This window comes from Pseudomonas sp. AD21 (assembly GCF_002878485.1).
Taxonomy (GTDB): Bacteria; Pseudomonadota; Gammaproteobacteria; order Pseudomonadales; family Pseudomonadaceae; genus Aquipseudomonas.
Genome location: NZ_NQYG01000002.1, coordinates 1 through 15,000, shown reverse-complemented (window position 1 = coordinate 15,000; position 15,000 = coordinate 1). Strand labels below are relative to the sequence as shown.

The window sequence follows — 15,000 nt, the reverse complement described above, 5'->3', positions numbered from 1 at the left end:
TTACATCAGAGCTTAGATCGCGCTCGCCACCGTCGCAGGACGACGGGAGAACAGGCTGACCACCACAAAACTGATCAGGCCCACAGCCAGGCTGTAGTAGATCGGGGTGTTGGCGTCCAGACCGTCCTTGAACATGAACAGCAGCGCCGTGGCGAAACCCAGGCCCATGCTCGCAATGGCGCCGGCAGTGGTCGCGCGTTTCCAGAAGATCGCACCCATCAGCGGGATCAGCATGCCGCCGACCAACAGGTTGTAGGCCAGAGTCAGGGCGCTGATCACGTCATTCACCACCAGCGCGATGCCCAGTACGACAACACCGGTGAGCAGGGTGAACAGGCGGTTGATGGCCAGGCTCGATTGTTTGCCGCCACGCAGTTTCGGCAGCAGGTCTTCAGTCAGAGTAGTGGCAGCGGCGAGCAGGCCGGCGCTGGCGGTGGACATCATGGCAGCGAGTGCAGCAGCGATCACCAGGCCACGGATGCCGTCCGGCAGCGACAGTTTGACGATGGCGGCGAAGGCGTTGTTGACGTTGTCCAGATCCGGGATCAGCACGTGCGCGGCCATGCCGATCAGTGCGCAGGCCAGGCCGTAGACGATGCAGTAGATGCCCGCGATACTGCCGGCGTACTGGGCGACTTTGGCGGTCTTGACGGTGAACACCCGTTGCCAGATGTCCTGACCGATCAGGATGCCGAAGAAGTAGATCATGAAGTAGGTGATGATCGTGTCCCAGCCGATGGTGGTGAAGCTGAAGGCGGTCGCCGGCAGTTTCAGCACCAGTTCGTCCCAGCCGCCAACGCGGTACAGGCAGATCGGCAACAGGATGAACATCAGGCCCACGGTCTTGATGATGAACTGGACGATGTCGGTCAGGGTCAGCGACCACATGCCGCCGATGGCCGAGTAGACCACCACCACACCGCCGCCGAGCAATACCGAGACCCAGAACGGCAGGCCGAACAGCACTTGCAGCACGGTGCCGATCGCCAGGATCGAGGTCACGCCGATCATCAGTGCGTAGGCCAGCATGATCGCCGCGCTCGCCGAGCGGGCCATCGGGTTGTAGCGTTTTTCCAGGACCTGGGTAACGGTGTAGATCTTCAGTTTCAGCAGCGGTTTGGCGAGGAACAGGTTCAGCGCAACGATGCCGCAACCCAGTGCCGCGCAGAGCCAGAAGCCGGAGATGCCGTGGACGTAGCCCAAGCGCACGGTGCCGACGGTGGACGCACCACCGAGCACGGTCGCGGCCATGGTGCCCATGTACAGGCTCGGGCCCAGATTACGTCCGGCGACCAGAAAGTCCTCGTTGGTCTTGGCCTTGCGCATGCCGAAGTAGCCGAGCAAGAGCATGCCGGCGGCGTAGATGAGGACGACGAATAAATCCAAAGCCATGATGGCGTGTCTCCGATTGTCTTTTTTATGGTGAAACAAATTTGGTTCTGAGTTGCTGCCCTTGTGGGAGCGGGCTTGCTCGCGAAGGCGTCGGCACATTCAAAAGTGATGTGACTGACAGATCGCTTTCGCGAGCAAGCCCGCTCCCACAGGGGTTGTGTGTTTCTTCAGGCCGCCTGGCGCAGTGCCGATTTGGCCGGTGCTGATGCGCCTTGGCTGCGCGCATCCTGCGGCCCGAACACTTCTCGCGGTTCCGGGAACAGGCTCAGCAGCGTCAGGTACACCACCGACGCCAGACCCAGGGTCACCGGCAAGCTGATGTCGATACCGCCGGCTATTTCACCCAGCGGGCCGACGAACTGCCCCGGCAGATTGACGAAGCACAGGCCGACCGCCGCGCTCGGGATCCATGCACCCAAACCGCGCCAGTTCCAGCCGTGGCTGAACCAGTAGCGTCCGCCCTGTTCGCCGCGAGTGAACACTTGCAGGTCATCCGGGCAGTAGAAACCGCGACGCACCAGCAGACCGATGATCATGATCACCATCCATGGCGTGGTGCAGGTGATGATCAGTACGGCGAAGGTCGAAACGCTTTGCACCAGGTTCGCCGCGAAGCGTCCGATGAAGATGAAGGCAATCGACAGCACGCCGATCAGCAGCGTTGCCTTGACCCGCGACAGCACCCGTGGGAACACGCTGGACATGTCCAGCCCGGTGCCATACAGCGACGTAGTGCCGGTGGACATGCCGCCGATCACCGCAATCAGACACACCGGCAGGAAAAACCAGCTCGGCGACACCGCCAGCAGACCACCCACATAGTTGTTGGCCGCGATGAAATCCGGCGCCTTGATCGCGACGATGGTCGCGGTGCTCAGGCCGAACAGGAACGGGATGAACGTGGCGATCTGCGACAGCACCACGGCCGCCATGATTCGCTGCTTGGAGGTGTCACGCGGGATGTAGCGCGACCAGTCGCCGAGGAAGGCACCGAAGGAAATCGGATTGCTCATCGCGACCAGCGCAGCCCCGATGAACGCTGCCCAGAAGCCCGGCTGACCGAGGTTCACCGTGCCGGCGTAGTTCACATCGAAAGGACCGGCGAAGGCGAAGATGCCCAGCAGGAATAACAGGCTGGCGCTCCACACCGCGATCTTGTTCACCCACAGCAAAAAGCGGAAGCCGTAGATGCACACGGTCAGCACCAGAATCGCGAACAGACCGTAGGCCAGACCCAGGGTCAGGTCGGTTTCCGGCAAGCCGATCAAGCGTTTCGCACCACCGATCAGCGCATCCCCCGAACTCCACACCGAGAGCGAGAAAAACGCGATAGCGGTCAACAGCGACAGGAACGAGCCGACGATGCGCCCGTGCACGCCGAAATGCGCACCGGACGACACGGCATTGTTGGTGCCGTTGAGCGGGCCGAACAGGCCCATCGGTGCGAGGATCAGCGAGCCGAGCAACACGCCCGACACAATCGCCCAGACACCGGCCTGAAACGACAGACCGAACAGCACCGGGAAACTGCCGAGCACGGCGGTGGCAAAGGTATTCGAACCACCGAAGATCATCCGGAACAGATCCGTCGGGCCAGCGGTGCGTTCGTGGTCCGGGATCTGCTCGACCCCGTGGGTTTCAATTTGCGTAAGGCTTTGGTCGTTGTTGTTGTTATTCATGATCTGCTCCGATCATAAAGGCGCGCTCATCGTGCGTGAGCGTCACCTGTCTTGGATAGGGTCTGCTGACGTTGGGTGACGAACCGCGTTGCTGCGCCAAAGTGCGCGAGGCAAGGCGCGGGATGCCGCCCATGGTTGTTCCCTTGGCAAATCCCGCAACGCAGCCTCGCGCACTTTGGCGCGCAACCCGAAGGGACGGGACCCATTTGGCGCAGGGCTGCGTTGCTCGGAACTTATTTGGAACAACCAAACTGCGTTCCTCGCGCCTTGCCCTGCGCCAAATGGGTCTCCGTCGCGGTCGTCACCCAACGTCAGCAGACCCTAGGGGATGGCAGCCCTTCCGGCATTGCGGACAAATGTTCATGGCAGGCCAGCCAATGGCCTTGTTGTTCTAGGCTCGACGCTTGTTTCTTGAAAACAATCGTCTCGCGCTCCTGGCTGAAGTGTTGCTCCCCTTGCATGCGCAGCTCGGTGGCCACGTCATGGATAAACACCGCCACGTCACCTTGCAGGCTGACGAAGGCGTTGCTCGAAGTGCACGACAGCACTTCAAAGCCATCCTCGGCGCGCCAGCTGTCCCACAAGGCCTGATAGGCATCGCGCGACAGCAGGGGCTGTTCGAGGGTGTAGAAGACGAAGCTCGCATCGATGCTGAACGCGCCGAAGTAAGCCTCGCGATCATTACGGGCGAAGGCGGACACCAGGTCGGCGGCCGCTTTCAAGACCTGATCACGTTCGTTCATGACCGAACCCTCAGCGGTGGACCACGCCAGGCAGTACGCAGAGCATTTCGTACAGCAGGTTGGCGGCCAGCAGCGAGGTGTTGCCGGTGGTGTCGTAAGCGGGCGAGACTTCTACCAGATCGCAGCCGATCAGGTCGAGGCCCTGACAGCCACGGACGATTTCAATCGCCTGAATGGTCGTCAGACCACCGATCTCCGGGGTGCCGGTGCCCGGCGCCCAGGCCGGGTCGATGCCGTCGATGTCGAAGCTCAGGTACACCGGACCGCCACCGACTTTCTCGCGCACTTCGGCCATCAGCGGTGCCAGCGACTTGTGCCAGCACTCTTCGGCCTGCACCACGCGGAAGCCCTGATCGCGGCTCCAGTTGAAGTCGTCAGCGGTGTAGCCCTGCGCGCGCAGACCAATCTGCACCACGCGGTCGCAGTCCAGAAGACCTTCTTCGACGGCGCGACGGAAGGTAGTACCGTGAGCGATCTTCTCGCCGAACATGTGATCGTTGACGTCAGCGTGTGCATCGATGTGCACCAGACCGACCTTGCCGTGCTTTTTGTGAATTGCCCGCAGGATCGGCAGGGTGATGGTGTGGTCGCCACCCAGGGTCATCGGGATCACGTTGTGCTCGAGGATGTTGTCGTAGGCTTCTTCGATGATGCGCACGGCGTCGAGCAGGTTGAAGGTGTTGATCGCCACGTCACCGATGTCGGCGACCGACAGCGAGTCGAACGGCGCAGCCCCGGTGGCCATGTTGTAAGGGCGGATCATCACCGATTCGGTGCGGATGTCGCGTGGCCCGAAGCGGGTGCCGGGGCGCAGCGAAGTACCGATGTCCAGTGGCACGCCAACAAAGGCTGCGTCCAGGCCGGCAGCAGTCGGAACATGGGGGAGTCGGAGCATGGTGGCGATGCCGCCGAAGCGCGGCATTTCGTTGCCGCCCAGTGGTTGGTGAAGAATCTTGTCCACGGGTAGGGCCTCATCGTCTTTGTTTTATTTATGTCGGCGCGCCGCATTCGCAAGGTCACGGGCACCGCTGTGGCACCGATTCTGCGAAATGTAGTGAGGCGGAAGAATCGCTACGGGCAAATACTTAGTTCAGATTTTTCTAAACTAATGCCAGACTTCCCCCCTACCTGCTCGTTCCCACGCTCGGCGTGGGAATGCATCCACGGACGCTCCGCGTCCAGCCGTAATCGCAGGTGACGCAGAGCGTCACGGGCGGCATTCCCACGCAGAGCGTGGGAACGATCCTTGGAGTAGACATGGCCAACGCTTTACCCGACCTGAAACTATTGCGCATCTTCGTCAGTGTGGTTCGGCATCAGGGCTTCGCCAATGCGCAGCAGGAGCTCAACCTGTCGACCTCGGCGATCAGCACTTACATGAGCCAGCTCGAAGCGGCGCTGGGTCTGGTGCTGTGCCATCGCGGGCGGGGCGGGTTCAGTCTGACCAGCAAGGGTGAACTGTTCCATCAGGAAACCCTGCGCCTGCTGGCCGAACTCGAAGGTTTCGAGCAATACGCCGCCGCGCTCAAGGGTGAATTGCGCGGCACGCTCAACCTCGGGGTGATCGACTCCACCGTCAGCGACAAGGCCTTGCCGTTCGCCGAAGCCATCGGCGCCTACAGCCAGGAACACCCGGCGGTGCATTTGCACTTGTCGGTGATGAGCCCGTACGAACTGCAACTTGGCGTGCAGGACAACCGTCTGGATCTGGCGATCGGCGCGTTCTCCACGCGCATGAGCGGTCTGGTCTACATGCCGCTGTACCGCGAGCAGCACTGGCTGTATTGCAGCAGCCGCCACCCGCTGTTCAACGAGCGACGCATCCCCGAGCAGGTCATCACCCAGCAACGCATGGTTGGTCGTGGTTACTGGAGTCAGGCGGAACTTGCGCGCCACGGTTTCAAGCACAGCGCTGCCACCGTGGAAAGTATGGAAGCGCAGCTGATTCTGGTGCTGTCTGGCGCCTACATCGGTTACCTGCCGGAACACTACGCCCAGGCTTGGGCCGACAAGGGCGACTTGCGCGTGTTGTTGCCGGCGACCTTCGGTTATCAGGCGCCGTTTTCGATGATCATGCGCCGTGCCCGCAGCCGGGAGCCGCTGATCCAGACTTTCCGTGATCTGCTCAAAGCACAGCTCAATCAGGCTTAGCTTGTAGGGAAAAGAATTATGTCCAGACCTCAATGCCCGCGCTGCCTGCGCCCACAAACCCATTGCCTGTGCCCGCTGATCCCGAGCCTCGACAGCCGCACCCGGGTGTTGCTGTTGCAGCACCCGAGCGAGGTCAATCACGCGCTGAACACGGCGCGACTGGCGGCGCTGGGTTTGACCAATGCCGAGCTGATTGTCGGTGAAGTGTTCGAGGATCTGCCGGCGCTGCTCAACCGACCGGGGTATCAGGCGCGCTTGCTGTTTCCCGCCGACGATGCGCAACCGATGCAGGCTTATGGCGAATCAGATGAGCCGCTGTTGCTGGTGGTGCCGGACGGCACGTGGCGCAAGGCGCGCAAGATGCTCCACCTCAATCCGCTGCTGGCGGGGTTGCCACGGGTGACGCTGGCCGCGGGCGGAGTGTCGCGCTATCGGCTGCGCAAGGCGCCGGGGCCGGGGGCGTTGTCGACCATCGAGGCGATCGTGCAGGCGCTGGAAACCCTTGAAGCGCCGACCACGTTTGCGCCGTTGCTCAAGTCGTTCGAGGCGTTGATCGAGGGGCAGATTGCGGCGATGGGGGAGGAGACCTTCCAGCGTAATCATGGCGATAGATGATCGTTCCCACGCGGAGCGTGGGAACGATCATTCGCTAGCGCTCGCGCATCGCCTCGGTCCTGGCCTTGAGCACGGGTTTGAGCAGGTAATCGAGGACGCTTTTCTCCCCGGTAATAATGTCCACCGTCGCCACCATCCCCGGGATGATCAGCAGTGGTTTCACATCCCCGCCCAAATGGTTTTTATCGGTCCTGACCTGAATCAGATAGAAACTGTTGCCCTTGTCATCGGTGATGGTGTCGGCGCCGATCAGCTCCAGTTTTGCGCTCAGCCCACCGTAGATCGTGTAGTCATAGGCGCTGAACTTGACCATGGCTTTCTGGCCCGGGTGCAGGAACGCGACGTCCTGTGGACGGACCTTGGCTTCGATCAGCAGGTTGTCTTCCAGCGGCACGATTTCCACCATGTCGCTGCCCGGCTGCACCACGCCGCCGATGGTGTTGACCTTGAGTTGCTTGATCACCCCGTGCACCGGCGAGGTCACGGTGGTGCGGCTGACGCGGTCGTCGATGGCGATGCTCGACGCGGTGATTTTCGACAGGTCGGTGCGTTTCTGATTGAGGTCCTTGGCCGCGTCGGAGCGGAAGGTCTGCTCCGATTCGTCGATCTTGCTCTTGATCTCGTTGATCGCCGATTCCGCCCGGGGGATGGCCAGCGTCGTCGCGTTCAGCGAGCCACGAATCTCCACCGCGCTGCGCTTGAGCCGCAGGATTTCCACTGGCGATACCGCACCAGTGCCAACCAGCGGCGCCGACATGTTCATCTCTTGCTGCAGCAGCGCCAGGCTGGAGCTGTACTGGCCTTGTTTGGAGCGGAATTCCGCCAGCTCCTGGGTTTTCTGCCGCAGCTGTTCGGTGAGGGTACGTTGCTCACTGGCCAGTCGCCGCTGGCGCTGGTCGTACAGTGCCCGTTCGTCTTCGGCGACCTGTGGCGCCTTGGCGATCACCTCGTCAGACAGCTTGAACGGGCGCCCCTCGGCTTCGGCGGAGAGGCGTTCGACTTGCGCGGTCAGGGCGTAACGGTCGGCCTCGCTCTCACCCTTGTTCGACAGGAAGCGCGTGTCATCCAGGCGCAACAGCTTGTCGCCCTTGTTCACCATCTGCCCTTCACGCACAAAAATTTCGGTGACGATCCCGCCCTCGAGGTTCTGGATCACCTGGACCTTGCTCGACGGAATCGCCTTGCCTTCGCCCATGGTCACTTCTTCAAGCACTGCAAACTTGGCCCAGACCAGCGCGCTGATCAGCAGCGCCGCCGCCAGCCACACGGTGATCCGCGACCAGCGCGGCGAGTCCTGCAAGGACGCGCCGGCCGTTTCCGGCATGAACTCGGCTTCGGCGCTTTTGCCGAAACTGTCGAAGTAGCCGCGTGACTTACTACCTGAAGATGCAGACATGGGGCGATACCCCTCAGTTGAGAAACATCAAACTGGATGACCCATCAGTGGCCAGGGACACTAATCTGTGACCAGAGAACTCCCCTGTTGCCATAGAGCCACTCTGTGACCCGATAGCTTCCCTGTTGCCATAGAGCCTCCCTGTGGTGAGGGGATAAATCCCCTCACCACAGGTTTTTGTGTAAAGCATGGGTTTGTGTAGTGACACAGGTTTTGTACAAGCCACCGGGTTCGTGAAAACCATCCTTATGTGTACGCCTCTACACCGCCGCCGAGCCGACACGGCCCTTGCGCAGTGCATCGATGACCGCTTCTTTCGGGCCGTCGGCGACGACTCGACCGTTGTCCAGTACCAGCAGTCGGTCCACCAGACTCAGCATCGAGGTGCGATGGGTGACCAGCAGCAGTGTCTTGCCTTGCACCCAGCCGTGGAGCTTCTGGCGCAGCAGGTCTTCGCTGCTGTTGTCCATGGCGCTGGTGGGTTCGTCGAGCAGCATGATCGGCGGGTCGAGCAGCAACGCCCGGGCCAGCAGCACGGCCTGGCGTTGGCCGCCGGAGAGCAGTTGTCCGCGCTCGCCCACCGGGCGGTCGAAACCTTGCGGATGCTGGCGGGCCAGTTCGGTGACACCGGTCAGTTCGGCGACTTCGAGCATGCGCGAATCGCTGATGTAACGTGCGCCGAGGGTCAGGTTGTCGCGCAGGCTGCCGGCCAGCAGCGGCAGGTCGTGGGCGACGTAGCCGATCTGCTGGCGCAGGTCGGCGACATCCAGTTGCCGCAGGTCGAGGCCGTCGAGCAGCAACTGGCCTTCTTCGGGTTCATAGAAGCCCATCACCAATCGCGCAAGGGTGCTTTTGCCTGAACCGCTGCGGCCGATGATGCCGATCCGCTCGCCGGGTTTCATGCTGAAGCTGATGTTGCTCAGCGCCGGTGCATTCTGACCGTTGTAGTGAAAGGTCACGCCGCTGACGTCCAGCGCACCTTGCAGTTGCGTGCGTTCCAGAGGCCGCTGCTTGCCGTCGCGCTCCTGCGGCAGGCCCATCAGCGCATCGGTACTTTTCATAGTCAGTTGCGCTTGCTGATAGCGGGTGATCAGCCCGGCGATCTGCCCCAGCGGCGCCAGTACGCGGCTACCGAGCATGTAGCTGGCGACCAGCGCACCAACGCTGAGGTTGCCGGCGATGATGCTGTAGACCCCGGCAACAATCGTCGCCATCCCGGAAAACTGTTGAATGAACAGTGTGCCGTTGGTCGCCAGCGCCGAGAGGTTGCGCGCATGGCTGTCGAGGCGGGTGAGGGCGCCGTGGGTGCTTTCCCATTTGTGCTGGCGCTCGCTTTCGGCGCTGCAGGCCTTGAGGGTTTCCAGGCCGCCGAGGGTTTCGATCAGCAGCGCCTGACGTTCGGCACCCAGGCTCAGGCTTTTTTGCACGGTGTCACGCAGGCGCACCTGAATGGCCAGGGCAAAAATGATCGTGATCGGAAACGCCAGCAGCGGAATCACCACCAGCCAGCCGCCGAGCAGGCCGATCACCACCAGCATCAACACCACGAAGGGCAGGTCGATCAGGCTGGTCAGGGTCACCGCCGTGAGGAATTCACGCAGGCCCTGAAAGTCATGAATGCTCTGGGCGAAACCACCGATGGTCGCCGGCCGCGCCTTCATCGCCATGCCGGTGATGCGTTCAAATAAAGTCGCAGAAAGGATCACATCGGTTTTCTTGCCGGCGGTGTCGAGCAAGTGCGCGCGCACCACTCGCAGCACCAGTTCGAAGCCGGTGCCGATCAACAGGCCGATGGCCAACACCCACAGGGTCGAGGTGGCCTGATTGGGCACCACGCGGTCGTAGGTCTGCATGACGAACAGCGGCACCATCAGGCCCAGCAGGTTGATCAGGAAACTGGCGAGGATCGCGTCGCTGTACAGCCATTTCGACAGCTTCAGGGTGTCGCGAAACCAGGCGTGGACCCGCGGCACCAGCGGGGAGCGCAAGTCTTCGAGTTCGTGGCGCGGACGGGCGAACAAGGCCTGGCCGCTGTAGTGTTCGGCCAACTCTTCACGGCTGACCCATTGCTCGCCGCCATCGGCTTCGCTGGGCAGAATCAGCACCTTGCCGTCGTCGGCGAAACGCCGCAGCACAGCGGTACGCCCATCCTTGAGCAGCAGCAGAATCGGCAGGTTCAGCGCTGAGATGTCTTTCAGTTCTCGTCGCAGCAAACGCGCCTGCAAACCGGCCCGGGCTGCTGCACGGGGCAGCAGATCCAGGCTCAGGCGTTGCTTGTTCAGGGGCAGCCCGGCACTCAGGCTGGCGCGACTGACAGTCGCGCCGTGGAGTTTGCAGAGGATCAACAGACCGTCGAGTAACGGATCATCGAAGCTCAACCGCGGATCGACCCCGGTACTACCGGGTTCCATGCTGGTCATATTGATCGCCTCTGTTGAACGGGCTCAAGTTGATCGTTTGATCGTTCCCACGCTCTGCGTGGGAATGCCTCTAGGGACGCTCTGCGTCCAGTGACGCGGAGCGTCACGGACTGCGTTCCCACGCAGAGCGCGGGAACGATCAACATGGGACTTATTTCAGTTCCGGCAAACGCGCTTCGTTCTTCACCTCGGTCGCAGCGATCGCATCTGCCGGCAGCACGACCCGTTGCTTGCTCAGCAACTGGCCCATGTTCGCCAGCACGCGGTACATCGAATATTCCTCGGTATAGCGGATTTCGGTGTAGCGGCGGTTGGCGTTGTAGAGCTCGTTTTCACTGTCGAGCAAGTCGAGCAGGGTGCGCTGGCCGAGGCCGAACTGATCCTGATAGGCCGCGCGCACACGCTTGGTGGTCTCGGCGTATTCGCGGGCGGTCGGGGTCTGTTTCTTCGCGTTGACCATGGCGTTCCAGGCCAGGTGAATGTTCTCGTTCAACTGACGCAGGGCGTTGTTGCGGATGTCCATCGCCTGGTTGATCTGGTGCGCATCGGACGCCAGACGGGCCTTGTCGCTGCCGCCACGGAACAGGTTGTAGTTCATGATCACGCCCACGCGCCATTCGTTGTCGTGGCCTTCATCACCCTGCACGTTGTTGTTTGCACCGACTGCCGCTTCGGCATCGAAACGTGGATAGAACGGCGACTTGGCGACTTCGTACTGGCTCTCGGCCGACTGCACGTCCGCCTGCGCGGATTTCAGGTACGGGTTGTTCTCGACCATGCTCTGCTGGGCTTCCGGCAGGCTGGTGGGGATCTCGCCGCGAGTCGACGGTGGCGCTTCGAGTTCATCGGGCATGCGCCCGACCACAGCGTAGAAGTTCGATTCGGCGTCGGCCAGATCGACTTCGGCGGTGTCGAGGTTGTTTTGCGCCAGCGCCTTACGGGCCACCGACTGATCGGAGTCGGCGGTGCTGCCGATGCCGCGCTCGGTGCGCAGGCCGATCTGATCGTTGACGCGCAAGTGCGCTTGCAGGTTGTTCTTGGCCAGGGTCACCAGTTCGCGCCGCTTCAGCACTTCGAGGTAAACCTCGATGGTGCGCAGGGCCAGATCCTGGGCGGTACCTTGCGCATAGTAGGCGCGCGAATTGGACACGCCCTTGGTGCGCTCGACCTCGTTGGCGGTGTTGAAACCGTCGAAGATCATTTGCCGCAGCCGCAGTTCCGACTGGGTGTAATTGAGGATTTCGGTGTGATGATTACCGAGGGCCCGGGTGTTGGTGTTGTCGCTGTAGCCACGCCCGTAGGCGGCGTTCAGATCGACGGACGGATAGAAGCCGCCCTTGGCGACTTTCACTTGTTCATCGGCCGACAGTTTGGCATCCACGCGCGAAGCGAGTTCCGGGTGGGTGGCAATGGTGCTTTGAATCGCTTCGGTCAGGTTCATGGCCTGGGCTTGGGAAGTGCAAGCCATGGCCAGCAAAACCGCGCTGCAGAGGGGGGTTAAAACGCGCATGGGGTGCATCTCCCTGGTCCTGATGGTGCGTTACTGTCGCCAAATATTTGACGATATTTTGAGGTGTAAGCGTTTCACTCTTGTAACAACAGAGCTAAGAACATCCTGAAGCGTAGCTAAGAAAAAATTTTCATAAGTCTTATGCCGAAAAAAACTTATGCGCTTGGCAAAATCCGGCACATTGTTCAGGACGAAAGCCTTTGTTTCATGCGCTTTAGGGAGCACAAAAAGGCTTGAGGAAAGTTCCACTCACTTTGCGACATACGGCGAAGTAATGCTGAAGGGGAGGGACGCGTAGCGGCAGATGAGCGACAGATTTTTGTCACTCGGGTGATTCACCACCGTTACGTAGCGTTAGTGGGCCTGCTGCATCGATCAGGATTCTGAAGTGCTTGAAAGCACTGAAGTTTCCTTGTTTGCGCAAACCTGCGAAACGAACTGTCGAGGTGCGAGCGTCACCCCGGCAACCCGATTGAGCCATGGGCTGCTTCGCGAACCAGTGCCGACGGTGGTCGGCAGCGGAGGAATTTCACATGGCAACGCTCATCGGGATCGTCACTAAAGTCATTGGTCAGGTTTTTGCGCAGGGCACCGACGGCACGCGCCGCGCCTTGGTCGAAGGCGACCGCCTGTTTGCCGGCGATCAAGTGATCACCGGCGCAGAAGGCGCCGTCGCCGTTCATCTGCAAAACGGCCATGAGTTGACCCTGGGCCGCGACAGCAGCATGACCATGTCCGGGCAACTGCTGGCCAACCAGGCGGTGCACGTCGATTCCCCTGAAGCGCTGACGCCGAGCGAAGCGCAACTGACCGATGTCGAGCAGATCCAGAAAGCCATCGCCGCCGGTGAAGATCCGACCAAAGCCGCGGAAGCGACCGCTGCCGGTCCAAACGCACCGACTGGGGTACCAGGCGAGGCGGGTGGCGGCCACAGCTTTGTATTGCTGACCGAAGTAGGCGGGCGGGTGGATCCGGTCATTGGCTTCCCGACCGCCGGTTTCAATGGCATTCCCGAGTTTCCCGAAGAGCGCCATAACGTCGTCATCGACAATGGCAACAACACGCCAATCGTGCCGCCGCCGGTGAACAATCTGGTGACGCTCAGCGGCCTGGCAGTACCCGGGGGCGAGTTGACCCTCAACGAAGCCAATCTGCCTGACGGCTCCTCGGCCAATCCCGGCGCGCTGACTCAGAGCGGCAGCTTCACGGTCTCGGCGCCGGATGGTCTGAGCAGCCTGAACATTGGCGGCATCAACGTGATCAGCGGCGGCGTGGCGGGCGGATTTCCACAGTCGATCACCACGCAACTGGGCAATACCCTGACCATCACCGGCTACAACGCCGCGACTGGAGTTGTCAGCTACAGCTACACCCTCAACGGCAATGACGCGCACCCGGCCGGTGACGGCGCCAATAGCCTCAGCGAACATTTCACCGTGACCGCCGGCGACAGCAATGGCGACAGCGCCACCGGCTCGCTCGACGTCAACATCATCGACGACGTGCCCAAAGCGGCGAATGACAGCAACGCCAACACCGCCTCGGAAACCCTGTTGACCCTGACCGGCAACGTCCTGACCAATGATGTGCAAGGCGCTGACCGCGTGCCCACCGGCCCCGTCACCGCCGGTACATTTACCGGAACGTTCGGTACCCTGGTGTTGAATGCCAATGGCACTTACACCTATACCCTGAACACCAGTGACGCCGATTTCAAAGCCCTGCACGGCGGTGGCAATGGCACTGAAACCTTCAGCTACACCATCACCGATTCCGATGGTGATATCAGCACCGCCAACCTGGTGCTGCAGATCCACAACAACGACGATCCGGTGGTGATCAACGGGTTAAGCGTTGAAGGTGGCGAGCTGACGGTTTACGAAAAAAACCTCAGCACTGGCAGCGAGCCGGATTCCACCGCGCTGACCCAAAGCGGCACCTTCAGCATCACGGCGCTGGATGGCGTCACCACGCTGACCGTCGGCGGCATCGCTGTCGTTACCAATGGCGTGGCCGCAGGCTTCCCGCAATCGATCACCACACCACTGGGCAGCACGTTCACGATCACCGGTTTCAACGCCGCCACCGGAGTGGTCAGCTACAGCTACACCCTCGATCACAACGATGCGCATCCGACCGCCAATGGTGCCAACTCATTGCCTGAGCAATTCGCCGTCACCGTGGTCGACGACAACGGCACGACTGCCAATGCGACCCTTGATGTGAACGTGGTCGACGACCTGCCCAAAGCGCTGAACGACAGCAACACCGGCACCGCCTCGGAAACCAACCTCACGCTGACCGGCAACGTTCTGACCAACGACGTGCAAGGTGCCGACCGCGTGCCCACTGGTCCAGTCACCGCCGGCACTTTCACCGGCACTTACGGCACTCTGGAATTGCACACCGACGGAACTTACACCTACACGCTGAACCCAACCGATGCCGACTTCAAAAACCTGCATGGCGGTGGCAATGGCACGGAGAACTTCACCTACACCATCACCGATTCGGATGGTGATACCAGCACCGCGAACCTCGTCCTGCAAATCCATAACAACGATGACCCTGTGATCATCAATGGCTTGAACGTTGATGGGGGGGAGCTAACAGTCTTTGAGAAAAACCTCGGCACCGGCAGCGCCCCGGATTCCACTGCATTGACGCAAAGCGGTACTTTCACCATTACCGCACTGGACGGCGTTACGACGCTGACCGTGGGGGGGATTGCCGTGGTCACCAACGGCGTGGCCGCAGGCTTCCCGCAATCGGTTACCACGCCGCTGGGCAGCACGCTCACCATCACCGGCTTCAACGCCACAACCGGTGTTGTGAGTTACAGCTACACCCTCGATCACAACGATGCGCATCCGACCGCCAATGGTGCCAACTCGCTTTCGGAACAGTTCGGCGTCACGGTGGTGGATGACAACGGCACCACTGCCAACGCAACCCTTGATGTGAACGTGATCGACGATCTGCCTAAAGCGGTTAATGACAGCAACAATGGCACCGCCTCGGAAACAACCCTCACGCTGACCGGCAACGTTCTGACCAACGACGTCCAGGGCGCCGACCGCGTGCCGACTGGTCC

Annotated in this window: 10 protein-coding genes; 3 read left to right on the top strand and 7 right to left on the bottom strand. The window is 61.2% G+C overall.

Annotated features, from left to right (window positions below):
- Positions 1–12: 12 nt before the first annotated feature.
- From PseAD21_RS01215 to speB, 4 genes are all read right to left on the bottom strand, one after another.
- Positions 13–1,392 carry a sodium:solute symporter gene (locus PseAD21_RS01215; protein WP_102354148.1) on the bottom strand — a complete coding sequence of 460 codons (1,380 nt, stop codon included), beginning with the start codon at positions 1,390–1,392 and terminating at the stop codon, positions 13–15.
- Positions 1,393–1,559: 167 nt separating this feature from the next.
- A complete protein-coding gene (locus PseAD21_RS01210; protein WP_102354147.1) occupies positions 1,560–3,071 on the bottom strand; it encodes a cytosine permease in 1,512 nt (503 codons plus the stop codon).
- Positions 3,072–3,382: 311 nt separating this feature from the next.
- Positions 3,383–3,814 carry a nuclear transport factor 2 family protein gene (locus PseAD21_RS01205; RefSeq protein ID WP_102354146.1) on the bottom strand — a complete coding sequence of 144 codons (432 nt, stop codon included), beginning with the start codon at positions 3,812–3,814 and terminating at the stop codon, positions 3,383–3,385.
- A 10-nt stretch (positions 3,815–3,824) separates the two neighbouring features.
- Positions 3,825–4,775, bottom strand: coding sequence for an agmatinase (gene speB, locus PseAD21_RS01200; protein WP_003222717.1), 951 nt, complete (start codon positions 4,773–4,775; stop codon positions 3,825–3,827).
- Positions 4,776–5,071: 296 nt separating this feature from the next.
- On the opposite strand from speB, the gene PseAD21_RS01190 reads away from it, so the two are divergent.
- Both PseAD21_RS01190 and PseAD21_RS01185 read left to right on the top strand, forming a co-directional pair.
- Complete coding sequence (locus PseAD21_RS01190) at positions 5,072–5,965, top strand: LysR family transcriptional regulator (protein WP_102354145.1); 894 nt, start codon at positions 5,072–5,074, stop codon at positions 5,963–5,965.
- Between the two features lie 18 nt (positions 5,966–5,983).
- Positions 5,984–6,580, top strand: coding sequence for a tRNA-uridine aminocarboxypropyltransferase (locus tag PseAD21_RS01185; RefSeq protein ID WP_102354144.1), 597 nt, complete (start codon positions 5,984–5,986; stop codon positions 6,578–6,580).
- A gap of 34 nt (positions 6,581–6,614) precedes the next feature.
- Here the strand turns inward: PseAD21_RS01185 and PseAD21_RS01180 are convergent, their stop codons facing one another.
- The 3 genes from PseAD21_RS01180 to PseAD21_RS01170 all read right to left on the bottom strand — a co-directional run bounded on the left by PseAD21_RS01180 (position 6,615) and on the right by PseAD21_RS01170 (position 11,906).
- Entirely contained in the window at positions 6,615–7,976 is a 1,362-nt protein-coding gene (locus PseAD21_RS01180; protein WP_102354143.1) for an HlyD family type I secretion periplasmic adaptor subunit, read from the bottom strand.
- Positions 7,977–8,236: 260 nt separating this feature from the next.
- On the bottom strand, positions 8,237–10,396 hold the full coding sequence (locus tag PseAD21_RS01175) for a type I secretion system permease/ATPase (RefSeq protein ID WP_102354142.1): 2,160 nt from the start codon (positions 10,394–10,396) through the stop codon (positions 8,237–8,239).
- Positions 10,397–10,547: 151 nt separating this feature from the next.
- Positions 10,548–11,906: a TolC family outer membrane protein gene (locus tag PseAD21_RS01170; protein WP_102354141.1), complete on the bottom strand. Its 1,359-nt coding sequence runs from the start codon at positions 11,904–11,906 to the stop codon at positions 10,548–10,550.
- Between the two features lie 533 nt (positions 11,907–12,439).
- Here PseAD21_RS01170 and PseAD21_RS01165 point away from each other — a divergent pair.
- The coding region (locus PseAD21_RS01165; protein WP_146011250.1) for a retention module-containing protein at positions 12,440–15,000 on the top strand (2,561 nt) is incomplete at its 3' end.